Here is a 25,658-nt window from a genome sequence, read left to right on the forward strand (position 1 = left end):
AAATTTAATTTACTTCTTATCTAGCCAAGGATGTTTATTATTAGGGTCACCGTATTGCCCACATGATTTTCTTGCTTCATCATCTGATAGATAGTAACGAGGAATATTGATCGGTAACAATGCGGTATCAGCCACAACAGATAAAGGCCAATCGATAAAATATAATGGTCTGGTCATATGCTTAAAACCAACACCATCATAAAAATTACCAACCACCATATTGTAATCGTATCGAGTGCCAATATAAGGGCAAGGATCTTTCAGTGTCGTTAAGGTGCCACATCCATAGAGAAACATACTTAATAATATAAAAACGATTTTTTTCATTTTCGACCCTTATGCTCTTCATCCGATTCCGTATAGTAACGAATAATATCGTGATATTTATCTTCTTTAATTTGGCTTAAATCAAAAGGTTTGTCATCATTCTCTTGTTGCACTTTATTCTTAAAACGTGAATCTAACATTACACCCAAAATAACAAAAACAATAAACGCAACAATGGTATAACCTATTCCAACACCAAGACAGCCTAGACCGCCAGGCCCCATGCCAGCATCCATACAAGCAAAACTCATTAAAAAAGGAAAAGAAATAAATGCTAATATGGCTGACAATACAATAATCATAAGAAACACTCTTGGATATCTTGGTTACTTAATTAGGTCAAACTCAATCACCCAAAACTCATTTTCATTGGGATAAATTGTTTTAATCACTTCTCGCAATTCCGCCAAACTCATATTTTCCTGAACAGCGTGCTGTTCTGTGAGATTATCAAGCATGATCGGCGACACACTTAACACTTCAATCGTGCAGAAGTATTGATTATCTTCAAATCGACCAACACGTAAGATATCACCTGCTTTAAAATGGCTTTCGGATTTATCTCGAATCGTGATGGTTTTACGCCCGGCGAGAATATCAGCTTCGAAGCGTTGATAAAAGGTAATATCGTTCATAAAGTGCGGTCACAAAAAATCTATTTTTCATTTTGAGGGCGAATTGATCACGCCCTCATATTGGCCAGGATGAAATTATTCCTTAATCCCTCTTAATTCATCTTTAATACGTTGAATTTCTAAGAATAAACGGCGTTCTTCTTGACGGCAAAAACTATCACCGCTTAAATTTTTCGCGTCAGCAGAACAACGAACTTCTTCGTATTGTTTTTCTAACACATTTAATACGGCTCTTTGCTGTTTACGTTCTGCACTTTCTTTTGGTGCTTTTTCAATCACTACCACGCGTGGTTTCTGAGGGTAGGTTGCTCGTTGAGCGACAACAGTCTCTTTTTTATCCGATGCTTTCTCTGCCACATCATCTGCTTTTGCTTCTTTTTTGACTTCAAATTTGACTATATCGGATTTTACTTCTGCAGTTTTAACATCAGCTTTAACTTCTGTGCTTTCTGTTTTTTCAGCCGCTTTTTCAGCAGGTTTAGTTTCAGCCACTAATTCTTTTGATTTTTCAACCGCACTTTCTGCTTTTTCTGGTGGTGCAGGTACTCTTACTGCTTTCTCAACTTGGGTTGATGTGTTTTCTTTATTGTCACAAGCAGATAATAAAGTGCTTGCGCCAAGAATAAGGCTTAAAGCCACTTTAGCGTTTAAATTCATGTTAATTTCCTAGGTTTTAAAGTTAAAAATATTAAGTGTTTTCAGTAGAAAGCATCCAGCCTTGCGAACGAAGAATTTTATAACGTTCACGCGCTTGGGCTTTTTGCGTTTCTTCTACCGGTACAAAATCAATTAATTGCGTAAAGCTGTGGCTAAAATCCGGCACTTCCATTTGTAAATTGATCAGCAAATCTCGACGTTGGGCATTGCGTTTGCCTTTCCAACTAATCTCAATTGGCGGAGCATATTGTGTTGCTTCACCTGAAAGATTATGAGGAACAAACTCATTTGGATCCCGTTGCCATAATGCTTCATCAATTAAAAATGCTTGCTCTTCTGTTTCACAAGCGATTAAAACTCGCTTGCCTAAACGCCACGCTTGAGCGGCAAGATCACAGGCAAGTTGCTCAACTGTTATCTTCTTTTCTGGATTTAAGAGATAAAATTGTGCGTTTTTTGCCATGATTGCGACTTCCCCATTTATCGTTTTGTAAACTGGCGGATTTTATCAAAAAAGCAGCAAAAAATAAATCATCAACAAGGCGATTAAAGTAAATAGAAAAAACACAGAAATTTTTTACCGCACTTTTATGATCTACATCACAAAAGTAACTTTTAACCTTTATGTTACATTCCATTCATAACTCGTAGGTGTTAGAATCTTTAAGATTTATTTTTATTTTCGATGATAGGAGTATCACATGGCATTTCGTATTGAAAAAGACACTATGGGCGAAGTTCAAGTTCCTGCAGATAAATACTGGGCAGCACAAACCGAACGTTCTCGCAACAACTTCAAAATTGGTCCGGCTGCATCTATGCCGCACGAAATTATTGAAGCGTTCGGTTATTTGAAAAAAGCCGCTGCTTTCGCAAACTGTGATTTAGGTGTATTACCTGCAGAGAAGCGTGATTTAATCGCAACCGCCTGTGATGAAATCCTTGCAGGAAAATTAGACGACCAATTCCCGTTAGTCATTTGGCAAACCGGTTCAGGTACACAATCAAACATGAACGTGAACGAAGTGGTGGCAAACCGTGCTCACGTTTTACATGGTGGTAAATTAGGTGAAAAATCTTTTGTTCACCCAAATGATGATGTGAACAAATCACAATCTTCAAATGACACTTTCCCAACTGCAATGCACATTGCCGCATACAAAAAAGTGGTTGAACACACCATTCCTTGCGTAGAACGTTTACAAAAAACTTTCGCACAAAAATCAGCTGCATTTAAAGATGTAGTAAAAATTGGTCGTACTCACTTAATGGATGCAACTCCATTAACATTAGGCCAAGAGTTCTCTGCTTATGCTGCACAATTAGATTTCGGTTTACGTGCACTTAAAAACACTCTTCCACACTTAAGCCAATTAGCACTTGGTGGTACTGCAGTAGGTACGGGTTTAAACACACCAAAAGGCTATGATGTGAAAGTGGCGGATTACATCGCACAATTCACTGGCTTACCATTTGTGACTGCGGAAAACAAATTTGAAGCATTAGCTGCGCACGATGCAATCGTTGAAACTCACGGTGCAATTAAACAATTAGCGATGAGTTTATTCAAAATTGCAAACGACATTCGTTTATTAGCCTCTGGCCCTCGCTCTGGTATTGGTGAAATCTTAATTCCTGAAAATGAACCAGGTTCTTCAATCATGCCAGGTAAAGTGAACCCAACTCAATGTGAAGCGTTAACCATGGTGTGTGCACAAGTATTCGGTAACGATACCACTATCGCATTTGTTGGCTCACAAGGTCACTTCCAATTAAACGTATTTAACCCTGTAATGGTGGCGAATTTCTTACAATCGGCACAATTATTAGGTGATGCTTGCGTATCATTTGATGAACACTGCGCAACCGGTATTCAACCGAACTACCCACGCATTAAACAACAATTGGAAAATTCATTGATGTTAGTGACCGCACTTAATACCCACATCGGTTACGAAAATGCAGCGAAAATTGCGAAAACTGCACACAAAAATGGTACAACCCTACGTGAAGAAGCGATTAACTTAGGCTTAGTTTCAGCCGAAGATTTCGACAAATGGGTTCGTCCAGAAGATATGGTGGGTAGCTTAAAATAAACTCAGCCAATAATTTGGTGTCAAAGGCAGGTATATCCTGCCTTTTTATTTGTTTTTTTAAAGGGCTTTTTTGTTATAATCACGGCAATATTTTTGACATGAAAAAAACTATGAAACTGAAATTTATTATTGCTGCCATTTCAGCCTTCTTTTCCACCGCACTTTTTGCCCAATGGCAACCTGTCGGCAATGCTGAATACACATGGGGGCCATTCCATGTTTATACTGTCGGCTTATATTCTGAAACGGGTTCTTATGAAAAAAATGAACGTCCGTTAATGTTTTCGATTAAATATGAAAAACCAGTAGAAGGAAAAAACTTCGCCATTGCTTTAACCAAAGAAATGGAATCACAAAATTTAAGTAAAGATGACACCACGGCATGGCTCAAAAAAATGCAGGAAATCTTCCCTGATTTTTCACCAAACGACATCTTAAATTTTGTTGCGTTACAAGATAAAGGCTATTTCGTATTGAATGACACCGTGTTAGATCACGAATTCGATCAAAAATTTACACAAGCGTTTATTGATGTATGGCTTTCAGATAAAAGTAGTTTTATCAAATTACAACCGCAATTATTAGGTAAAGAAAAACCGGCTCACGATAGCAAAGAATTTCAACATCAACCCGCAAGCGAGCCTTTTGATGAAGAAAATACGATGCCGGAATTACCACCAATTTACGATTTTAAACAAGATGCAAAAGGATAAACAACAAGGGCGAACATGATATAGTTCGCCCTTTTCTTTTATTGTTTCACTTGCTGTTCTAAAAACAAGATCATCTGCAAGGCAATATCAATGCCACTGGTTTTCTCAATCATTTCTAACCCTGGGCTAGCATTCACTTCAAGCACCAATAACCCTTCTTTTGAACGAATCAAATCAACACCGGCTACCGCAAGCCCTAAGGCTTTAGTTGCACGAATGGCGATGGATTTTTCCTCTTCAGTGAGTTTAACTTTTTCTGCTGTGCCACCACGGTGAAAATTTGCGCGAAACTCGCCATCTTGTCCAATACGCTGCATTGTAGCGACGACTTTATCACCGATCACAAAGCAGCGAATATCTGTCCCTTTTGCCTCTTCGACAAAATCTTGCAATAAAACAGGCACATTCGCATCTTTTAATGTTTCTAAAATACTGGCCGCACTTTGTGGACGTTCAGCCAAGATCACCCCAATACCTTGTGAGCCTTTTAAGGTTTTAATAATCATTGGCGCGGTTGTTTGCTTAATGGCTTGTTTCGGCTCAACTTCACAACCTGATAAGACTGAATTTGGTACTGCAATACCTTGTTCCAATAACATCTGCAAACTGCGCCATTTATCGCGAGCGGCTAAAAATGCTTGTTCTTTATTAAGGCAATAGACGCCTTTTCCTTGGAAATGTCGCAATACCGCACAGCCCATTTGGGTGCTTGTCGTCCCAAAGCGAGGCAACACCGCATCATAATCAGGTAATAAATAAGGTGCACTTTCTGCATTTTGTTGATAATACAAAGAAAAGTGCGGTTGATTTTTGTCGAGTTTTAAAATGCAACGGTTAGGATCCAAAATATCCATTTGATGCCCGCAACTTTCTGCTGCTTCTTTTAAACGCTGGCAGCTATAAAGGCGAGGCTCACGGCAAAGCATCAATAATTTCATTCAGTTATACCCTTAAGAAAAGAGGAGTTGATATATTACACCAATCACAATAATCCTGAAAAATGATTTCTGCTTTTGTGGAAATAGAGTAAAATCATTAGGAATTTTGTTTAAATAAAAGGAAAATTTTATGTTCGTAGTTATTTTTGGTCGTCCAGGCTGCCCTTATTGTGTACGTGCAAAAAACCTTGCTGAAAAATTAAAAGGTGAAGTAGCGGATTTCGATTATCGCTATGTAGATATTATCGCTGAAGGCATTTCTAAAGCAGATTTATCAAAATCTGTCGGTAAAGAAGTGGAAACGGTGCCACAAATCTTTATCGATGAAAAACCAATTGGCGGTTGCACTGATTTCGAAGCATTAATGAAAGAACAATTTAACGTTGTTGCTTAATTATTGCTAAAAATATAAAAGTGCGGTTAATTTCAACCGCACTTTTTTATTTCATCTTAGTTAATTTGTAACAAGATCGCCCAATCCCATTCTGTTTCATTCAAACGATATTGCGCTTTTAACGCAGGTCCACAAGAGTTAGAACCTACCCCACTCATTTTATAATCCACACACAAGATTGTACTGCCACTTTTATCCAAATCATATTGGTGCTTTTTACTGCCCAATTCTTCTTGAGAGTAAGGGGAAACATTCATACTAAAAGGCGCATGACTTTGCACGGTAAAGCAATCAGACAAATTCGCCACCTTCACATCAAGACAACCATAATGGCTGCCATTTTCTTGTGGTTTTAAATAAGACACATGATTGCTTTCTGGTGTTGTCTTATAACGACCGAAAGCCGTGGCGTGATGTTTATCCAGATAACTTTCCGTTGGGCCATAGCCCACATACTCCACTTGATTAAATCCTTGGTTAAGGAAAAAACGCAAGCCAAAACGTGGTAAGAATGGCAAGTGCGGTTGTTTTTCAGCATGAATATTGATGCGAAGTAGCCCATTTTGCTCAATACGATACACCACATTCAATGTCAAAATTCGCGCTTTTGATACAGCAACCAATCCTAATTTAAAGGTAATTTCAACCGCACTTTCCTGCTCGGTTAAGCGGTAATCATAAACACGACTCGTCGCACGATCGTAACCCGCAGCAAGCCAATGTGCTTTCATTAAACTATCGTTATCCAAAGGCGCTCGCCAAATATTGAAATCGGTAGGTTGATTCAACCAAGGCTCGCCATCTTTGCTAATTTGTTGAATAGTGCCTTTATATTGATCAAACTGGTATTCAATATCTGAAACTTTAACTGAAATTAAATTAGCATGCTCTGAAACAGAAATCGGGTGATGATTTGATTTGAGTTCATTTGTAAAGAATTGTGATTGCTCTGACAAAATGATCTGATCAAATCCCAAACAATGCCCTTGGGGAATTAAACCTGTTTCTGTTTTTTGATGATAGGTCAAGGTCAACATTTGTAATGAACCGTTACTTGTTGGCAATGTTAAAGGCAAAAGTGCGGTTGATTTTGGCGCAATGTTTAAATCATCTATTTGGCCTTCTTGTACAACCGAAAAGTCCTCGGTGATTTGATAATGAATCGAAATGGCCTCTGCCGCATCCGTAAAATCCAAATAATTTTTGAGTTCAACATGACCATTTTTTAATGTAGCACGAAGTGGACGATACACATTTTTATATTCCAACAAATTACTTTGAATTTGACGGTCTGCCGTCACTAATCCATCGGCACAAAAATTACCGTCATTCGGTGTGTCATTAAAATCCCCGCCATAGCCCATCTTGCTTGAGTTTGACAAATAAGGTGAATGATTGCACCACTCCCACACAAAGCCACCACAAGCGCCAGCATGTCGTTCCATAGCTTGGAAATAATCTTCCGTGTCCCCGCAAGAATTCCCCATCGCATGCAAATATTCACAGAAAAGATACGGCTTTTGATTTTTGTCATCGGCAAAATAAGCATCTAATTCTTCCGTGCTGGTGTACATTTCGCTATGAAAATCTAAATTGGATGTGTCATTTTGATGGGCTGAATGTTGAAAGATCGCATTTTCATAATGCACTAAGCGACTTGGATCGTACTGTTTCACCCAAGCGGCTGCTTGTTCAAAATTCTCACCGTAGCCACTTTCATTTCCCAATGACCAAATCACGACAGAAGGCCGATTTTTATCTCGCTCAACATTGGCATAAGTGCGGTCTAAGATGGCTTGATTAAATTCAGGGCTTCGAGCCATATAGCAATAATTGTCGATTGTTTTTTGACGAATTGCTTCATGATCAATCTCTGTTTTTATCCCTAATAAAATACTTGTTTCTGGCGACTCGACATAGACTGCATTCGTGCCGTGTGATTCGATATCACTTTCAGCAATCACATAAAAACCATATTCATCACACAACTCAGTAAACCAAGGTGCATTCGGATAATGCGCTGTGCGAATGGCATTAAAATTATGCTGTTTCATTAAGCGTAAATCTTGCAACGCTTGTTCTCGACTGATGACATAACCCGTTTTCGGATCACTATCATGGCGATTAACACCTTTAAATTTTATCGCTTGCCCATTAAATAGCATGACGCCATTTTTGACTTCAATATGACGCAAGCCGACCTTTTGGCAAATCACTTCGGAGCCATATTGCAAAATCAGCATGTATAAACGAGGGTTCTCCGCATGCCATAATTGTGCATTTTCAATTTCAGCATGAAATGCATGCCCTTTTTGTTCTATTATCAATTTGCCTTGAGGATCCAATAATTGCCAAGAAATGGTTTGTTCACGTTCTGTAAACTGACAGGCTACATGTAATTGAGCCTTGGTAAGCTCTTGATTCAATTGCGTTTGAATGAAGAAATCTTGTAAGTAATTTTTTTCTCGCTCTAATAGATAAACATCTCGAAAAATACCAGACATTCGGAATTTGTCTTGGTCTTCCAAATAACTGCCATCACACCATTTCAGCACTAAAACATGTAAATGATTTTCCCCTTGTTGTAAAAAGTCAGTGATATCAAATTCACTGGTGCAATGACTAATTTGGCTATAGCCCGAAAATTGGTGATTCACATAGACAAATAAGCAGCTATCTACCCCTTCAAAATTTAAGAGATACCGTTTTTCGGCATTGATTTCGACATTAAAAACGCGATGATATAAACCACAAGGATTTTCAATGGGCACATAAGGTGGATCAAAAGGGAAAGGATAATTTACGTTGGTATATTGATGATTATCGTAACCATGATTTTGCCAATTGGATGGAACAAGGATTTTATCCGTAAAGGAAAAATGAAGGAAATCTTGAGGCAAGTGAGTATAGCTTTCAAAATAAGCAAAATCCCATTCCCCATTTAGTAAGGTAAAGTAAGGGGAAAATTCTCGTGTCTTTTTGACCGCACTTTCTGTTGAAGAAAAAGGAATAAAATAAGCATGATGTGGTGTGGTATTCACGTGTAAGGTTTGCGGATCTTCAAAATAGCGAGGCAACGACATAAAAACTCCCAATGCAATTTAGACACATAAAAAGGGCGCCAAGAATGACGCCACTATACCTAAAATCTTCGACTAATCTAGTGATAAGTTCACAAATCGTGATACTTATCACATTAATTTTTATGGCAATTTTGCCAGGAAGGCATAACCGCCTTTTTCACTCATTATCTCAACGTTAGAATCCGCTGTAATGAATGCTGACTCACCTTGTTTCAAGGTAAGTGCGGCTGATTTTTCTTGGATTTTCAATTCACCTTGCATCACCAACAAAATGCCTGCACTTTGAAGCTTTAATTCAGTATGTTGTTGTGGTTCAACACGAATTTGAGCTAAAGCAAAATCGTTTACTGGTGTTTTATAAGTAAATTCTGACTGATTTTGAGGTGCCGCTGAGATAATTTGTGGTATCACTTCGCGACAATCCACAATTTTTAATAATTCGACAATATCGACATATTTTGGTGTTAAACCACCACGAATCACATTATCAGAACATGCCATTAACTCCACGTTTTGTCCGCGAAGGTAAGCATGAGGAATACCCGCATCTTGGAAAATACCCTCTCCTTCTTTTAAATGCACAATATTAAAGAGATAAAAACACACCAAGCCGGCATCTAATTTTTCAGGTGAAATCGCCATGGCTTCCATGGTATAAAGCACCCAATAATCAGGGTTATCCAGCGTCAACTCGCCATTTTTATAAGGCTGTTGGTTGGCTTCAATAATGGGTAATAGCCAATTCGCGAGCGTTGATTGATCCGCCAACATTACATCCGCATAAAATTCAGCAAAGCTTTGTATGCCAAGTTTTTCAGCCAAAGGTTGCAAAGAGGGGCGTGCATTTAATGTGGCAAGTATTTGAGATTTTGTTTTAAAACCATGTAAAAGCCAAAAATCAGATAAAGCAATCATCATTTCTGGTTTATGATTTCTATCTTTATAAGTCCGCGTGCTGTCTGTTAATGCAACCCCTTTTACATTCTCAGCCTCAAAGCCCTTTTCAGCTTGGGCTTTAGTTGGATGTAATTGAATCGACAACGGCTTTTCAACATCTAAAATCTTTAACAAATAAGGAAGTTCATCACCAAATTGCTGACGACTTGTCTGCCCAAGTGCGGTCGGATTTTGCGATAAAAATTCAATAAGGGATTGTTTACCTGTTACATTCTCAATTTCAGAAGGTGCTGATGGATGTGCGCCTAACCACCACTCAGCACAAGGTTGATCTTCCACTGAATTTAATCCAATCAATGATGCAATATAGTTTTTTCCGCCCCATGCATAATGCTGTACTTGGCCAGTTAATCGATAAATCATTTTGCCTTCCTCGAAAAGAATGAGTATAAAAAAATCCGCTTATTTAAAGCGGATCTTTTAATCAATGAATCTTATTTTGTTAAACTTAAAACAACAGATTCTCCAGCAATCACTTCACCCGATTTTTTCTCGATAGATGAAATTTCATCCATGTTAGAGATAACCACTGGTGTTAAAACTGATTTTGCTTTTGATTCTAATGTTGCTAAATCAAATTCGATTACTGTGTCGCCGCGTTTTACGCTTTGACCTTCGTGTGCGATACGAGTGAATCCTTCACCTTTCAATTCAACGGTATCAATACCGAAGTGAACGAATAATTCAACACCCTCTTTTGATTCCATTGAAAAAGCGTGGTTGGTTTCAAAAATTTTACCAATTACACCATCAACAGGCGCAACGATTTTATTACCTGTTGGGCGAATTGCGATACCATCACCCACGATTTTTTCAGAGAAAACAACATCTGGTACATCTTCGATGTTTACAATCTCACCAGAAAGTGGCGCATAAATTTCTACTTCCACTGATTTGTTTTCTTTTGAACCAAATAATTTGTCAAATAAGCCCATTTTAATCTCCTATCTATTAAAGATGGCTGGTATTTTAACGTAAAACTCTGTTTTTGTATCTAGTTTAACGATTTTTCTGCTAAAAAAGCTTGAATTAATTGCTCAATTTCAGTAGCAGTTGGTTTTTGTAATGCTTCATCAGCTAAGGCTTTCACCTCTTGATAATTCACATGACGAATTAATTTTTTAATACGTGGTACAGAAATTGCACTCATACTAAATTCATCTAAGCCCATACCGAGTAACAATAAGGTTGCGCGTTCATCACCGGCTAACTCACCACACATCCCCGTCCATTTACCTTCAGCATGAGAGGCATCAATCACTTGTTTGATCAATCCTAGTACTGAAGGTGACATTGGGTTATATAAGTGAGAAATCAATTCGTTACCGCGGTCAACAGCTAAGGTATATTGCGTTAAGTCGTTTGTACCAATACTAAAGAAGTCCACTTCTTTCGCTAAGAATTTCGCATTCACCGCTGCAGATGGCGTTTCAACCATGACACCCACTTGGATGTTTTCATCAAAAGCTTTACCTTCTGCACGTAATTCTGCTTTTAAGGTTTCCAATACAGATTTTAATTCGCGAATTTCTTCTACCGAAATAATCATTGGGAACATCACAGCAAGTTTACCAAAGGCAGACGCACGTAATACCGCTCTTAATTGTGCGTGTAAAATCTCACGACGGTCAAGGGCAATACGCACGGCTCGCCATCCTAAGAACGGGTTCATTTCTTTTGGTAAATTTAAATATGGAAGCTCTTTATCACCACCGATATCCATGGTACGTAATACCACTAGATGCCCTTCCATTGCTTCAACCACTTCTTTATAAGCAATGAATTGCTCTTCTTCGCTTGGTAATTGATCACGATCCATAAAGAGGAATTCTGTACGGTATAAACCTACACCTTCAGCACCATTACGATGTGCACCTTCGCAATCACGAATCGTACCAATATTGGCTACCACATCGACTTTATGACCATCAAGGGTCACCGCTGGTAAATCTTTTAATTTTGCTAACTCTGCTTTTTCTTCAGCGAGTTTTACTTCTAATGTTTTTAATTCATCGATTTCTGCTTGAGTCGGATTCACGTAAACACAGTTGTTTACCGCATCCAAAATAAGATAATCACCTGTATTCACTCGTGCAGTGACATCATTTGTCCCAACAATGGCCGGCAATTCAAGTGAACGAGCCATAATAGAGGTGTGTGATGTTCTACCACCTATATCAGTGATAAAACCTAATACTTTTTCTAAGTTTAATTGAGCAGTTTCTGATGGAGTTAAATCGTAAGCCACAAGGATGGATTCTTCAGTAATATCACCAAGATCCACAATATGCATGCCTAAAATATTTTTGATTAAACGATTACCGATATCGCGAATATCACCCGCACGTTCTTTTAAGTATTCATCATCAATTTCAGACAACATTTCAACTTGTTGATCGATGATTTTACTTGCTGCCACACTCGCATTCACTTTGTTTGAACGAAGATAATCAATAATTTCCTCTTCTAACTCTTCATCTTCAAGGATCATTAAATGGCCTTCAAAGATGGCCGCTTTTTCTTCACCTAAGGATTTTAATGCACGTTGATGAATAGAATTAAGTTGCTCAACAGCAGCTTCACGACCCGCATAAAAACGAGCGACTTCTGCGTCGATTTGATCTTCTGAAATTTTTTGGAAATCCAGAACAATTTTTTCTTCTTTTAATACTAAGGCTTTACCAAAAACGATACCTGGCGATGCTGGGATACCTGTAATCATAATTTTACATTCCGAAATAATTTATTAAAGGCTAAATAAACAATAGCCACAGAATAGGAATCCTGTGGCTATCGTCAATTATTCTAAAGTAGGAATTAATGCTACTAAATGTTCAACGGCTTGTTGTTCGTCTTCACCTTCAGCCGAGATGGTGATTACAGTTCCTTGCGTCAAACCTAAGGTTTGTAGCTTAAATAAGCTTTTCGCACTTGCACTTTTTCCACCAGAAGTGACTGTTACATCAGAAGCAAAGGCTTTCGCTTCTTTAACAAATTGCGCCGCTGGACGGGTGTGTAAACCATTAGGGGCTGTAATTTCTACATCTTTTGAGAACATAATGTTACCTCTATTTAATAATAGTAAAATTTAAGCAATTTAATCTATAAATCGTTGGTAGTATCGCTATTAAATGCCCAATAATCAAGGCAAAACACAAAAAAAATTGAGCTACATCACAAAATTTAAACGTTTGCATACCTAATTTGAGTAAAAGATATACTACGCAGAAAAATGGCGTTGTGATTTCGTCTCACTCAAGCTTTCAATGAGGCGATGATAATTCTCATAGCGTATTGGTGAAATCCGACCTGCTTCAACTGCCTCACGTAATGCACAGCCAGGATCGTTCAAATGCTTACAATCTCGGAATTTACATGTACCTAAGACATATTGAAACTCGCGATAGCCTTTGGTGATTTGATCAGGCTCCAAATGCCATAAACCAAACTCACGAATCCCTGGTGAATCAATCAAATTGCCGCCTTGTGGCAAATGATATAAACGAGAAGAAGTTGTGGTATGTTGCCCCAAACCCGAGGTTTCACTGATGCCACCGACTTGCGCATTGACCGTTGGTAAAATATGGTTAATTAAACTGGATTTGCCTACCCCTGACTGCCCCACAAAAATGGATGTTCCGTCACTTAAAAGTGCGGTCAATTTTTCCATATTTTTTCCGGTTTCAGCAGAAATGATGATGGTCTGATAACCAATATCACGGTAAATCTGTAATTGGCTTTCCACTTCATGCTCTTGCTCAGCATCCAGTAAATCGCCTTTATTCACTACAATGACAGGTTCGATGCCTGCATTTTCACACACCACTAAATAACGATCGATAATATTGAGTGAAAGTACCGGCACTACCGCAGAAACAATAATAATACGATCGATATTGGCCGCGATTGGTTTTAACCCATCATAGTAATCTGGACGAGCTATTTCATTTTGTCTTGGGTGAATGGCTTCAATCACGCCACTCACACCTTGGAGCTGTTCATTGCCTTGTCGCCAAATCACTTTGTCTCCAACCACGAGACTGGAAAGTGTACGACGTAAATTACAACGGAAAATTTCGCCTTGTGCATTTTCCACATCGGCATGAACTGAATAACGCGTAACGACTATTCCATCTTGGCTTTCTCCTAGCATATCATCTTGCCATTCCACTTCTTTCTTCTTGTGGCGATGCAAGGCTTTCGCGTTATTTGATTGAATTCGACGAGTTTGATTTTGCGTTAGTTTACGTTTGCTCATAAAGTGCGGTCGTTTTTTCCGATGTTTTTCGTTAAAATAAACGGGATTAAAAATGTTTATAGGATACCTTATATTATGCAATTAGATAAACAAAATCTGATTTGGATCGATTTAGAAATGACAGGATTAGATCCTGAAAAAGAACGCATTATTGAAATCGCAACCATTGTGACAGATAAAGATCTCAATATTTTAGCTGAAGGACCTGTGATTGCAGTTCATCAAAGTGATGAATTATTAAACAAAATGTCGGAATGGTGCGTAAAAACTCACACAGCAAATGGCTTAGTGGAACGTGTTAAAGCGAGCAAACTCACTGAACGTGCAGCAGAATTACAAACATTAGATTTTTTAAAACTCTGGGTGCCGAAAGGTGCTTCACCGATTTGTGGCAACAGCATCGCACAAGATAAACGCTTTCTTTATAAATATATGCCTGATTTAGCCGATTATTTCCACTATCGTCATGTGGATGTCAGTACATTAAAAGAATTGGCTTCTCGCTGGAAACCAGAAATTTTAGACGGCTTCAAAAAAGGCAATACTCATTTAGCTCTTGATGATATTCGTGAATCAATTAAAGAGTTAGCTTACTACCGTGAGCACTTTATTAATCTGGGTTGATGAAAACTTAGGCAAACTCAATCATTTGCGAAATCTGCGCTTGCGTTGAATAAATTTTTTCGTATAATGATGCCTCATTCACCAATGTGAAATGCGGGAATAGCTCAGTTGGTAGAGCACGACCTTGCCAAGGTCGGGGTCGCGAGTTCGAGCCTCGTTTCCCGCTCCAAATTTTCACATGAATGCCCTGCGGGAATAGCTCAGTTGGTAGAGCACGACCTTGCCAAGGTCGGGGTCGCGAGTTCGAGCCTCGTTTCCCGCTCCAAATTCTCAATCCGTTGCTGAAAAGCAGCGGATTTTTTATTGTATTTTCCCTACATATTCCTTTCAAAATACGATAAAATCCCCCAGAAACTTTAACCTAAAAAATCACTCTAAGAATGACCGAATTAACCCAATACATTCCTGATGAAGGGACGATGATCCGTTTTGGTAAAAAACTCGCAGAAGTGCTTGTAAAACAACCGAAAGATAACGCTATTGTGCTTTATTTTAATGGCGATCTTGGTGCAGGGAAAACCACCCTGACTCGTGGAATGGTGCAAGGTTTAGGCTACCAAGGCAATGTCAAAAGCCCTACTTATACGTTAGTGGAAGAATATAGCATTGCAGGGAAAATGATTTATCACTTTGATTTATATCGTCTTGCCGATCCTGAAGAATTGGAATTTATGGGTATTCGTGATTATTTCAGCCAAAATTGTATCTGCTTAATCGAATGGGCTGAAAAAGGTGAAGGTATTCTGCCTGAGGCTGATTTACTGGTGAATATTGATTATTACGATGATGCTCGCAACATTACGCTAATTGCTCAAAATACAGTGGGCGAGCATATTTTGACACAACTATAAAACTGACTTACATGAAAGCAAAATTTTCGTTTCTTTTTGGAATATTTTCTCTAATTTCTACTACCGTATTTGCCGCGCCACAATGGACAATTGCCATTGATCCCGGCCATGGCGGTAAAGATCCCGGTGCTATCGGAAAAAATCTCGGCATTTATGAAAAAAATGTCACCCTTTCGATTGCTCGAGAATTAAAAGCCTTACTAGACAAAGATCCTAATTTCAAAGGTGTTTTAACACGCAGTAGCGATTACTACATTTCCGTGCCAGAACGCTCTGAAATTGCACGTAAATACAAAGCAAATTTTCTCGTGTCTATCCATGCCGACTCCTCTCTAAATGCAGACCAACGTGGCGCATCTGTTTGGGTGCTATCCAATCGCCGTGCCAACGATGAAATGGGTCAATGGTTAGAAGACGATGAAAAACGCTCTGAGCTTTTAGGTGGTGCAGGAAAAGTACTTTCAAATAACAATGACAAATATTTAGATCAAACTGTACTCGACCTGCAATTTGGTCACAGTCAACGTACAGGCTATGAACTTGGTAACAGCATTCTACGTCGTTTTGCTCGCGTGACTTCATTAAGTCGTAGCACTCCACAACATGCAAGCCTTGGCGTATTGCGTTCACCCGACATTCCTTCTGTTCTGGTGGAAACAGGTTTCCTTTCCAATATGGAAGAAGAACAAAAATTGAATACCATTGCTTATCGTCGTCGTATTGCTTACATGATTTATGAAGGCTTAGTCGCTTATCGCAATGGTAATTTAAAAGCGATTGCTGTTCCACCTAGTGATGAGCAAGACAGCAAATCTACAAAATCAAACGACAAAAATAATGAAAAATCTGACCGCACTTCCGATGTGAAAGATAGCGGTATTCGTCATAAAGTGAAATCAGGCGAAAGCATTGGTAGCCTAGCAAACAAATATGATGTCAAAGTCAGTGAAATCATTGAGTTAAATAAACTGAAACGCAAAGAACTTTGGTTAAATGAAACCATTAAGATTCCTGATAATGGCAAAAGCAAAAAAGCGGAAGAACCAACTAAAAAAGAAGAGACAAACACCGAAAAATCTGACCGCACTTCCGATGTCAAAGACAGCGGCGTACGTCATAAAGTAAAACCAGGTGAAAGCATTGGTAGCCTGGCAAACAAATACGATGTAAAAGTCAGTGAAATTATTGAGTTAAATAAACTGAAACGCAAAGAACTTTGGTTGAATGAAACCATTAAAATTCCGGATAACGGCAAAGGTAAAAAGGTAGAAGAAAAACCTAAAGAAGATGATAAAGCCAAAGCCGATAACAAAGGGAAAAACAGCAAGATTGTTGAAGCTGAAAAAACCGTTTCTAAAAAAGATAAAAAACAAGAAAAAACCGAAAGTAAAAAAGAGCCTGAGAAAAAAGGCAACGATAAAAAAGACGCTTCTTCAAAAGGGAATGAGAAGAAAGATAATGGCAAGAAAGAAATCCCGCTTTACCATACGGTGAAAGCCGATCAAACTATCTATGCCATCTCTCGTGAATACAATGTACCGGTTAATCGTCTTTTAAAACTGAACCCAACATTGAAAAACGGTAAAGTCGTGACTGGGCAAAAAATCAAACTTAAAGAAAAATAAGGAATCCTATGGCAATCAAAATTCTTTCTCCACAGCTGGCTAATCAGATTGCAGCAGGTGAAGTGGTCGAACGCCCTGCCTCTGTGGTGAAAGAATTGGTGGAAAACAGCCTTGATGCCGGTGCCAATAAAATTCATATTGATATTGAAAACGGCGGCGCCAGTCTGATTCGTATTCGAGATAATGGCAGTGGCATTCCTAAAGAAGAATTAAGTCTCGCACTCGCTCGACACGCAACCAGTAAAATTGCCGATCTTGATGATCTCGAAGCCATCTTAAGTTTAGGTTTCCGCGGTGAAGCCCTTGCTAGCATCAGCTCGGTTTCTCGCCTCACTCTTACCTCTCGCACAGCTGAGCAAAATGAAGCGTGGCAGGTTTATGCACAAGGACGAGAGATGGAAACCACAATTAAACCTGCGTCTCATCCAGTTGGCACGACAGTTGAAGTCGCGAATCTCTTTTTTAACACGCCTGCTCGTCGTAAATTCTTACGCACTGATAAAACAGAATTTGCTCATATTGATGAAGTCATTCGTCGTATTGCTTTAGCAAAATTCAATATCGCTTTTACGCTCACTCATAATGGCAAAATTATTCGACAATATCATCCTGCAACGAATGAAGAACAACAGCTCAAACGTGTTGCCGCCATTTGTGGCGATGATTTTGTGCAACATGCCTTACGCATTGATTGGAAACATGATGATTTGCATCTTTCTGGCTGGGTGGCGACACCTGAATTTACACGTTCTCAAAATGATTTGAGCTATTGCTATATCAATGGACGAATGGTGCGCGATAAAGTGATCACCCACGCCATTCGTCAAGCTTATGCGGAGCATTTGCATACTGAGCAATACCCTGCATTTGTGCTATTTATCGATCTCAATCCACATGATGTCGATGTCAACGTGCATCCAACAAAACACGAAGTTCGTTTCCATCAAGCGCGTTTAATTCATGATTTTATCTGCCAAGGTGTAACAAATGCACTCAATGACATTCCTCAAGCTGAATTGGATTTAGCGCCAGCGATAAATGAGGCAAGAGAGCCTTCAGCTTCGTATCAAACGCACTATGAAACAAAACCCAATCGTGCAGCGGCAGGGCAAAATATTTTCGCCTCAAATTATCATCAATCTCGTGAAAAACAATCAGAAAATCGACCGCACTTTTCAAACCGTAGTGAATATGTTCCGTCATATGGTTATCGTGAACAACCTACAAAGACTGAACAACGCTTATATGGTGAATTAGTACGTCCTGTGGAAACTTCTCAAGTTTTAACAAAGTCAGCCGTTGAACAACTCCCACAGACAAGTGAACCAGGCTATTTACGCGCATTAGCATTAATTGAAAATAAAGCGTTGCTTTTACAACAAAATCAGCAGTTTTATTTGATGTTATTAGCTAAATTGCAAACCTTAAATTATGAATTAACCTTACAACAAAATGAAATTTCACAACAGCCGTTGCTCATTCCGATTATTTTCCGCTTAGATGAAAAACAATTTGAACAATGGCAAAAACAAAAAGCTTTTTTTCAGCAAAGTGGTTTTGAATTTATTGAAAATGAAGCTCAGCTACGTCTTACATTAAACAAAGTCCCTGCGGTTTTACGTACACAAAATTTACAAAAATGTGTGGTGAGCCTACTTGCTGAACATGTAGAAAATATGCCTGATTTTCTGACCGCACTTTGTCAGACGCTAGAGGTGAAACCAATTAAAGTGTTAGCGGATGCGGTCAGCTTATTAAGCGAAACGGAACGCTTCCTGAATAAAGCTCATCAAGAAAAATTTAATACATTACTGAAACCAATTAACTGGCAGCCTTTTTTAAGCGACTTGTAATATGACACAAAAAACTGACTCCAAACCAACCGCACTTTTTCTGATGGGACCGACGGCCTCAGGAAAAACAGATCTTGCTATTCAATTACGTCAAAGCCTGCCAGTGGAAGTGATCAGTGTCGATTCTGCATTAATTTATAAAGGCATGGATATTGGTACGGCAAAGCCTTCTAAAGAAGAACTTGCTCTTGCTCCTCACCGCTTAATCGATATTTTAGATCCCGCTGAAAGTTATTCTGCGATGAATTTTCGTGACGATGCGCTCAGAGAAATGGCTGATATTACCGCGCAAGGCAAAATTCCACTTTTGGTTGGTGGCACGATGTTGTATTACAAAGCATTGATTGAGGGACTTTCCCCCCTTCCATCTGCTGATGAAAATTTACGCTTAGAGATTGAAGAAAAAGCGCAAGAACTTGGCTGGCCTGCTCTTCATCAAGAATTACAAAAAATTGATCCTGTTTCAGCAGATCGTATCAATCCAAATGATTCACAGCGTATTAATCGTGCATTAGAAGTATTCTATTTAACGGGCAAATCATTAACGGAATTAACCGAACAAAAAGGCGAAAAATTGCCTTATCAATTTTTACAATTCGCGATTGCACCAGAAGATCGTGCGGTATTACATCAACGTATCGAACAACGTTTCCATAAAATGATCGAATTAGGTTTCCAAGAAGAGGTTGAAAAACTCTATCAACGAGAAGATCTCCATCCTGATTTGCCTTCTATCCGCTGTGTGGGCTATCGCCAAATGTGGGAATATTTACGAGGTGACTATGATCATGAAGAAATGGTCTTCCGCGGTATTTGTGCAACTCGACAATTAGCAAAACGACAAATCACCTGGCTACGCGGCTGGAAAACACCATTAAATTGGCTAGATAGTCTGCAACCGCAACAAGCCAAAGAAATCGTATTACGCAAGATTGACGAACATTTTAAGGGGTAAATTATGGTGCTTTCACTTCCGCTTTCGACTGAAAAACTCATTCAACTTGGCGAAGTGCTTTGCCAACATTTCCCTGAAATGAATCTTGATGAAATAACCCAACAAATCGAGCGGGACGCGACAGAGCTCACGACAACAATCGGACAAATAAACTATGCTATCAGTCTGTCTGATTTCTTGGAAAAAGTCTTAAAAAAACAACCGCACTTTTTAGCCCAATGGTGGCAAACACCACCTCAATTTTCAGATTGTCAACATTATGCTAGCCGTTTAGCTGACCAACTCTCCACTATCCAAAACGAAGAACAGCTTTACAAAACGCTACGAAATTTTCGTAATCAAGAAATGGCAAAACTTAGTTTCTGTCAAAGCTTGAATCTTGCCACCGTAGAAGAAATTTTTATTCGTCTTTCTCAACTTGCAGAGAGTCTTATCATTGGTGCGAGAGATTGGCTGTACAAACAAGCTTGCGAAGAAATGGGCACGCCTTGCGATGAAAATGGCAACCCACAGCAACTCTATATTCTTGGCATGGGAAAATTAGGTGGTTTTGAACTAAATTTCTCCTCTGATATTGATTTAATTTTTACTTACCCTTCACAGGGAGAAACCGTTGGTGCAAGACGAGCCATTGACAACGCCAAATTTTTTACCCGTTTAGGACAACGTCTGATCAATGCTTTAGATCAATTCACGCCTGATGGTTTTGTCTATCGTACGGATATGCGCCTTCGCCCTTTTGGTGACAGCGGTGCGCTAGCCTTAAGTTTTTCTGCAATGGAACAGTATTACCAAGATCAAGGGCGAGACTGGGAACGCTATGCCATGATCAAAGGGCGTATTTTAGGAGCCGATGAGCAAGATCCCAATGTAAAAACCTTGCAGCAATTACTTCGCCCCTTTGTGTATCGACGCTATATTGATTTTAGTGTGATTCAAGCTTTACGTGAAATGAAAGGTAAAATCGAGCGCGAAGTACGTCGTCGTGGCTTAAAAGACAATATTAAGTTAGGCGCAGGCGGGATTCGAGAAATCGAATTTATTGTACAAGTTTTTCAACTGATTCGTGGTGGACGTGAGATCAAACTCCAACAACATGAATTGCTTAAACTTCTTCCTGAAATACGAGATCTCGGTTTAATTACGTCTCAACAATACCATGAATTAAGAGACGCTTATATCTTTCTACGACGTAGTGAAAACGTGCTTCAAGCCATTGATGACCAACAAACGCAACTTCTGCCAACAGATGAAGAAAATCGCCTTAGATTAATGATTGCTTGTCGAGAATACACTTATTTAGATGAAAACAATCAGGCTACGACAAAATCTTATCCAATTGAAAACTGGGATGATTTCTATCAAACACTACAAACACACCAACAAAAAGTGAGGTCAGTTTTTGATGCACTAATTGGTGAAGAAAAAGATGAACATAGCGATGACAATAATCAGTGGATTGATTTTTTAGAAAGTGATCTTGATGATATTGAACAAATGCTGGTCGATAACCATATTGATGAGGACGCGATTTCCGATACCTTAGATAAACTTATTCAATTCAAAGAGGGGCTTGCGCGCCGGGTTATTGGCTCTAGAGGTCGAGAAGTTTTAGCTCACTTATTGCCAAATATCTTCCCCCAAATATTTGAGCAAAAAAATTACCGCACTTTGTTGCCACGCATCCTCAATATTGTCGATAGAATTGCGAGTAGAACGACGTATTTAGAATTACTCTTAGAAAACCCCCAAGCCATTGAGCAGCTAATTGAATTGTGTGCGCAATCCCAGATGATTGCTGAGCAAGTGGCTCGTCACCCTATTCTACTCGATGAATTATTAAAAACTGAAGCGCTACGTAATCCATTACCATTCACACAGTATCCTGACGAATTAAAGCAATATATGCTGCGATTACCGCAAGACGATGAAGACCAATTCATTGACGGTTTACGCCAATTTAAACAGTCTATTTTATTACGTGTTGCAGCCGCTGATATTCTAGGCGTATTGCCTGTTATGAAAGTAAGCGATCATCTCACTTATCTGGCAGAAGCAATCATTGATGCCGTTGTCAATTTTGCTTGGCAACAAGTCAGTCAACGATTTGGTGTACCTGAACATCTAGTTGATAAAACAGAAAAAGGCTTTTTAGTCATTGGCTACGGTAAATTAGGCGGAATTGAACTCGGTTATAAATCTGATTTGGATTTAGTCTTTTTATACCAAGCTGTTGAAGGAGTGACTGTTGGTGGGAAGAAATCCATTGATAGCAATCAATTCTATTTAAGATTGGCTCAAAAAATTGTCAGCATCTTTAGTATGAATACCAGTGCAGGCATACTTTACGATGTTGATATGCGATTACGACCTTCAGGCGATGCGGGCTTACTAGGCTGTTCGCTTCAAGCATTTGAAAACTATCAACTCAATGAAGCTTGGACATGGGAGAAACAGGCACTTGTCCGCAGTCGTGCCATTTTTGGTGAAACTGAATTAAAAGCAGAATTTGAAAAAATTCGCTGTAATGTACTTTCTGCTCAAAGAGATATCAATCAGCTAAAAATTGAAGTAAGAGAAATGCGTGAAAAAATGTACGACCATTTATCTCATACAAAAGAAGGCTTTTTTAATATCAAAACAGATCGTGGTGGCATTACCGATATTGAATTTATCGCCCAATATCTGATGCTTGCAAATGCCCCAGCTAATCCAACATTAACAAAATGGTCTGATAACGTCCGCATCTTTGATTCCATGGCTGAATATCACATTATTTCTCTAACAGAATGTGAAAAGCTCAAATCCTGTTACGTGACATTGCGTAATAAAATTCATCACCTGAACTTATTAGGGAATCCTGTCATTGTTGATGATTCGGCGTTTACAGAAGAAAGGGAATTTGTTTGTTCTTTCTGGCAAAAGCTCTTTTCTTAAAAAATTAAAGGAGTCTATCCCCATATATTTGGAATAAACTCCTTTTCATATATTCTCTACGCAAAAACAGCCTAACTTTCTACCGCTCTTATATTGTCAAAGTAATCTTTAATAAAAATCCATAAACAAAAAACCCCAAGCTCTTCAGCTTGGGGTTCACATTCAGTACCTGGCGGTGTCCTACTCTCACATGGGGAAGCCCCACACTACCATCGGCGCATCGGCGTTTCACTTCTGAGTTCGGTATGGGGTCAGGTGGGACCACCGCTCTATCGCCGCCAGGATTATTCCTTTAATAACTTTTCTATTTCTCTCTGCTCCACTATCTCTAGCGCTCACAACCAAACAAGCTGATTAACCTTCAATACTTTCTCTTTATTCTCTGAGTCTCGTCTTTGTATCATTACAACACCCAAAACCCTTGAGCGTTGTATAGTTAAGCCTCTCGGGCAATTAGTACATGTTAGCTCAACGGTTCGCACCGCTTACACACCATGCCTATCTACGTCTTAGTCTTAAACAACCCTTACAGATTTTAAATCTGGGAGAACTCATCTCTTGGCAAGTTTCGTGCTTAGATGCTTTCAGCACTTATCTCTTCCGCACTTAGCTACCCGGCAATGCGTCTGGCGACACAACCGGAACACCAGTGGTGCGTCCACTCCGGTCCTCTCGTACTAGGAGCAGCCCCAACCAATTCTCCAACGCCCACGGCAGATAGGGACCGAACTGTCTCACGACGTTCTAAACCCAGCTCGCGTACCACTTTAAATGGCGAACAGCCATACCCTTGGGACCTACTTCAGCCCCAGGATGTGATGAGCCGACATCGAGGTGCCAAACACCGCCGTCGATATGAACTCTTGGGCGGTATCAGCCTGTTATCCCCGGAGTACCTTTTATCCGTTGAGCGATGGCCCTTCCATTCAGAACCACCGGATCACTATGACCTACTTTCGTACCTGCTCGACTTGTCTGTCTCGCAGTTAAGCTTGCTTATACCATTGCACTAACCTGACGATGTCCGACCGTCATTAGCAAACCTTCGTGCTCCTCCGTTACTCTTTGGGAGGAGACCGCCCCAGTCAAACTACCCACCAGACACTGTCCGAGACCACGTTTCGTAATCTTCGTTAGAACATCAAACGTTAAAGGGTGGTATTTCAAGGACGCCTCCACAATCACTGGCGTGACTGCTTCTAAGGCTCCCACCTATCCTACACATCAAAATTCAATGTTCAGTGTCAAGCTATAGTAAAGGTTCACGGGGTCTTTCCGTCTAGCCGCGGGTACACCGCATCTTCACGGCGATTTCAATTTCACTGAGTCTCGGGTGGAGACAGCCTGGCCATCATTATGCCATTCGTGCAGGTCGGAACTTACCCGACAAGGAATTTCGCTACCTTAGGACCGTTATAGTTACGGCCGCCGTTTACTGGGGCTTCGATCAGGAGCTTCTCTTTCGATTACACCATCAATTAACCTTCCAGCACCGGGCAGGCATCACACCCTATACGTCCACTTTCGTGTTTGCAGAGTGCTGTGTTTTTAATAAACAGTTGCAGCCAGCTGGTATCTTCGACCGGTTCAACCTTCGCCCGCAAGGGACTACAATCTACGCCGGCGCACCTTCTCCCGAAGTTACGGTGCTATTTTGCCTAGTTCCTTCACCCGAGTTCTCTCAAGCGCCTGAGTATTCTCTACCTGACCACCTGTGTCGGTTTTCAGTACGGTTTAGATAAACCTGAAGCTTAGTGGCTTTTCCTGGAAGTGTGGTATCGGTTACTTCAGCTCCGTAGAGCCTCGTCATCATCTCTCAGTGTTTAATAGAAGTCCGGATTTGCCTAAACTTCCCACCTACAAACTTAAACGCACATATCCAACAGTGCGATAACCTAACCTGCTCCGTCCCCACATCGCAGTTTATCCAAGTACGGGAATATTAACCCGTTTCCCATCGACTACGCTTTTCAGCCTCGCCTTAGGGGCCGACTCACCCTGCCCCGATTAACGTTGGACAGGAACCCTTGGTCTTCCGGCGAACGGGTTTTTCACCCGTTTTATCGTTACTTATGTCAGCATTCGCACTTCTGATACGTCCAGCAAACCTCTCGATTCACCTTCATCCGCTTACAGAACGCTCCCCTACCCAACAGACTTTCGTCTGATGCCGCAGCTTCGGTGCTATATTTGAGCCCCGTTACATCTTCCGCGCAGGCCGACTCGACTAGTGAGCTATTACGCTTTCTTTAAATGATGGCTGCTTCTAAGCCAACATCCTAGCTGTCTAAGCCTTCCCACTTCGTTTCCCACTTAATATAGACTTTGGGACCTTAGCTGGCGGTCTGGGTTGTTTCCCTCTCCACGACGGACGTTAGCACCCGCCGTGTGTCTCCTGAGTATCACTCTTCGGTATTCGTAGTTTGCATCGGGTTGGTAATCCGGGATGGACCCCTAGCCGAAACAGTGCTCTACCCCCGAAGGTGTCCGCTCAAGGCTCTACCTAAATAGATTTCGGGGAGAACCAGCTATCTCCCGGTTTGATTGGCCTTTCACCCCCAGCCACAAGTCATCCGCTAATTTTTCAACATTAGTCGGTTCGGTCCTCCAGTTAGTGTTACCCAACCTTCAACCTGCCCATGGCTAGATCACCGGGTTTCGGGTCTATACCTTGCAACTAAACGCCCAGTTAAGACTCGGTTTCCCTTCGGCTCCCCTATTCGGTTAACCTCGCTACAAAATATAAGTCGCTGAC

21 protein-coding genes, 2 tRNA genes and 2 rRNA genes (1 of these 25 cut by a window edge) are annotated in these 25,658 nt (G+C 40.1%); 11 read left to right on the forward strand and 14 right to left on the reverse strand.

Annotation, left to right across the window (positions count from 1 at the left end):
- Positions 1-9: 9 nt before the first annotated feature.
- The 5 genes from INQ00_RS09315 to INQ00_RS09335 form a co-directional block, all read right to left on the reverse strand.
- Entirely contained in the window at positions 10-297 is a 288-nt protein-coding gene (locus INQ00_RS09315) for a YceK/YidQ family lipoprotein (RefSeq protein ID WP_232086602.1), read from the reverse strand.
- 26 nt (positions 298-323) lie between these two features.
- Positions 324-578: a hypothetical protein gene (locus INQ00_RS09320; protein WP_232086603.1), complete on the reverse strand. Its 255-nt coding sequence runs from the start codon at positions 576-578 to the stop codon at positions 324-326.
- Between the two features lie 75 nt (positions 579-653).
- Positions 654-962, reverse strand: a complete 309-nt coding sequence (gene yqfB / locus INQ00_RS09325; protein ID WP_197546880.1) for a N(4)-acetylcytidine aminohydrolase — start codon at positions 960-962, stop codon at positions 654-656.
- A 75-nt stretch (positions 963-1,037) separates the two neighbouring features.
- Positions 1,038-1,619, reverse strand: a complete 582-nt coding sequence (locus INQ00_RS09330) for a hypothetical protein (RefSeq protein WP_197546881.1) — start codon at positions 1,617-1,619, stop codon at positions 1,038-1,040.
- A gap of 31 nt (positions 1,620-1,650) precedes the next feature.
- On the reverse strand, positions 1,651-2,082 hold the full coding sequence (locus INQ00_RS09335) for a DNA polymerase III subunit chi (protein ID WP_014065690.1): 432 nt from the start codon (positions 2,080-2,082) through the stop codon (positions 1,651-1,653).
- Positions 2,083-2,320: 238 nt separating this feature from the next.
- On the opposite strand from INQ00_RS09335, the gene fumC reads away from it, so the two are divergent.
- Positions 2,321-3,715, forward strand: coding sequence for a class II fumarate hydratase (fumC, locus tag INQ00_RS09340; protein WP_070582146.1), 1,395 nt, complete (start codon positions 2,321-2,323; stop codon positions 3,713-3,715).
- A gap of 110 nt (positions 3,716-3,825) precedes the next feature.
- Positions 3,826-4,428 carry a chalcone isomerase family protein gene (locus tag INQ00_RS09345; protein ID WP_197546882.1) on the forward strand — a complete coding sequence of 201 codons (603 nt, stop codon included), beginning with the start codon at positions 3,826-3,828 and terminating at the stop codon, positions 4,426-4,428.
- Between the two features lie 38 nt (positions 4,429-4,466).
- Here the strand turns inward: INQ00_RS09345 and INQ00_RS09350 are convergent, their stop codons facing one another.
- Positions 4,467-5,366 carry a RimK family alpha-L-glutamate ligase gene (locus INQ00_RS09350; RefSeq protein WP_197546883.1) on the reverse strand — a complete coding sequence of 300 codons (900 nt, stop codon included), beginning with the start codon at positions 5,364-5,366 and terminating at the stop codon, positions 4,467-4,469.
- Between the two features lie 130 nt (positions 5,367-5,496).
- On the opposite strand from INQ00_RS09350, the gene INQ00_RS09355 reads away from it, so the two are divergent.
- Positions 5,497-5,760, forward strand: coding sequence for a GrxA family glutaredoxin (locus INQ00_RS09355; RefSeq protein WP_005695639.1), 264 nt, complete (start codon positions 5,497-5,499; stop codon positions 5,758-5,760).
- Positions 5,761-5,816: 56 nt separating this feature from the next.
- Here the strand turns inward: INQ00_RS09355 and INQ00_RS09360 are convergent, their stop codons facing one another.
- The 6 genes from INQ00_RS09360 to rsgA all read right to left on the reverse strand — a co-directional run bounded on the left by INQ00_RS09360 (position 5,817) and on the right by rsgA (position 14,058).
- A complete protein-coding gene (locus INQ00_RS09360; RefSeq protein ID WP_197546884.1) occupies positions 5,817-8,843 on the reverse strand; it encodes a glycoside hydrolase family 2 TIM barrel-domain containing protein in 3,027 nt (1,008 codons plus the stop codon).
- A gap of 120 nt (positions 8,844-8,963) precedes the next feature.
- On the reverse strand, positions 8,964-10,163 hold the full coding sequence (gene manA, locus INQ00_RS09365; RefSeq protein ID WP_197546885.1) for a mannose-6-phosphate isomerase, class I: 1,200 nt from the start codon (positions 10,161-10,163) through the stop codon (positions 8,964-8,966).
- Positions 10,164-10,234: 71 nt separating this feature from the next.
- Positions 10,235-10,735 (reverse strand): PTS glucose transporter subunit IIA, encoded by a 501-nt coding sequence (gene crr / locus INQ00_RS09370; RefSeq protein WP_005695636.1) that lies wholly within the window; start codon positions 10,733-10,735, stop codon positions 10,235-10,237.
- Positions 10,736-10,794: 59 nt separating this feature from the next.
- Entirely contained in the window at positions 10,795-12,522 is a 1,728-nt protein-coding gene (gene ptsI / locus INQ00_RS09375) for a phosphoenolpyruvate-protein phosphotransferase PtsI (RefSeq protein ID WP_197546886.1), read from the reverse strand.
- A 78-nt stretch (positions 12,523-12,600) separates the two neighbouring features.
- Entirely contained in the window at positions 12,601-12,858 is a 258-nt protein-coding gene (gene ptsH, locus INQ00_RS09380; RefSeq protein ID WP_005695633.1) for a phosphocarrier protein Hpr, read from the reverse strand.
- 162 nt (positions 12,859-13,020) lie between these two features.
- Entirely contained in the window at positions 13,021-14,058 is a 1,038-nt protein-coding gene (gene rsgA / locus INQ00_RS09385) for a small ribosomal subunit biogenesis GTPase RsgA (protein WP_197546887.1), read from the reverse strand.
- A gap of 75 nt (positions 14,059-14,133) precedes the next feature.
- On the opposite strand from rsgA, the gene orn reads away from it, so the two are divergent.
- The 8 genes from orn (at position 14,134) to glnE (ending at position 22,903) form a co-directional block, all read left to right on the forward strand.
- On the forward strand, positions 14,134-14,682 hold the full coding sequence (gene orn / locus INQ00_RS09390) for an oligoribonuclease (protein WP_197546888.1): 549 nt from the start codon (positions 14,134-14,136) through the stop codon (positions 14,680-14,682).
- 93 nt (positions 14,683-14,775) lie between these two features.
- Positions 14,776-14,851, forward strand: a tRNA-Gly gene (locus INQ00_RS09395).
- A gap of 20 nt (positions 14,852-14,871) precedes the next feature.
- Positions 14,872-14,947: transfer RNA gene (locus INQ00_RS09400), tRNA-Gly, on the forward strand.
- Between the two features lie 115 nt (positions 14,948-15,062).
- Positions 15,063-15,533, forward strand: a complete 471-nt coding sequence (tsaE, locus tag INQ00_RS09405) for a tRNA (adenosine(37)-N6)-threonylcarbamoyltransferase complex ATPase subunit type 1 TsaE (RefSeq protein ID WP_197546889.1) — start codon at positions 15,063-15,065, stop codon at positions 15,531-15,533.
- A gap of 11 nt (positions 15,534-15,544) precedes the next feature.
- Complete coding sequence (locus INQ00_RS09410; RefSeq protein ID WP_197546890.1) at positions 15,545-17,158, forward strand: N-acetylmuramoyl-L-alanine amidase; 1,614 nt, start codon at positions 15,545-15,547, stop codon at positions 17,156-17,158.
- An 8-nt stretch (positions 17,159-17,166) separates the two neighbouring features.
- The gene (gene mutL, locus INQ00_RS09415) at positions 17,167-19,011 is read left to right on the forward strand and encodes a DNA mismatch repair endonuclease MutL (RefSeq protein WP_197546891.1); all 1,845 of its coding nucleotides are present in this window, start codon (positions 17,167-17,169) and stop codon (positions 19,009-19,011) included.
- 1 nt (position 19,012) lies between these two features.
- On the forward strand, positions 19,013-19,966 hold the full coding sequence (miaA, locus tag INQ00_RS09420) for a tRNA (adenosine(37)-N6)-dimethylallyltransferase MiaA (protein ID WP_197546892.1): 954 nt from the start codon (positions 19,013-19,015) through the stop codon (positions 19,964-19,966).
- 3 nt (positions 19,967-19,969) lie between these two features.
- Positions 19,970-22,903: a bifunctional [glutamate--ammonia ligase]-adenylyl-L-tyrosine phosphorylase/[glutamate--ammonia-ligase] adenylyltransferase gene (gene glnE, locus INQ00_RS09425; RefSeq protein ID WP_197546893.1), complete on the forward strand. Its 2,934-nt coding sequence runs from the start codon at positions 19,970-19,972 to the stop codon at positions 22,901-22,903.
- A gap of 167 nt (positions 22,904-23,070) precedes the next feature.
- On the opposite strand, the gene rrf is transcribed toward glnE, so the two are convergent.
- Positions 23,071-23,186 (reverse strand): 5S ribosomal RNA (gene rrf / locus INQ00_RS09430).
- Positions 23,187-23,335: 149 nt separating this feature from the next.
- Positions 23,336-25,658 (reverse strand): 23S ribosomal RNA (locus INQ00_RS09435) (it continues 577 nt past the right edge of the window).

Source organism: Haemophilus parainfluenzae (assembly GCF_014931275.1).
GTDB lineage: Bacteria > Pseudomonadota > Gammaproteobacteria > Enterobacterales > Pasteurellaceae > Haemophilus_D.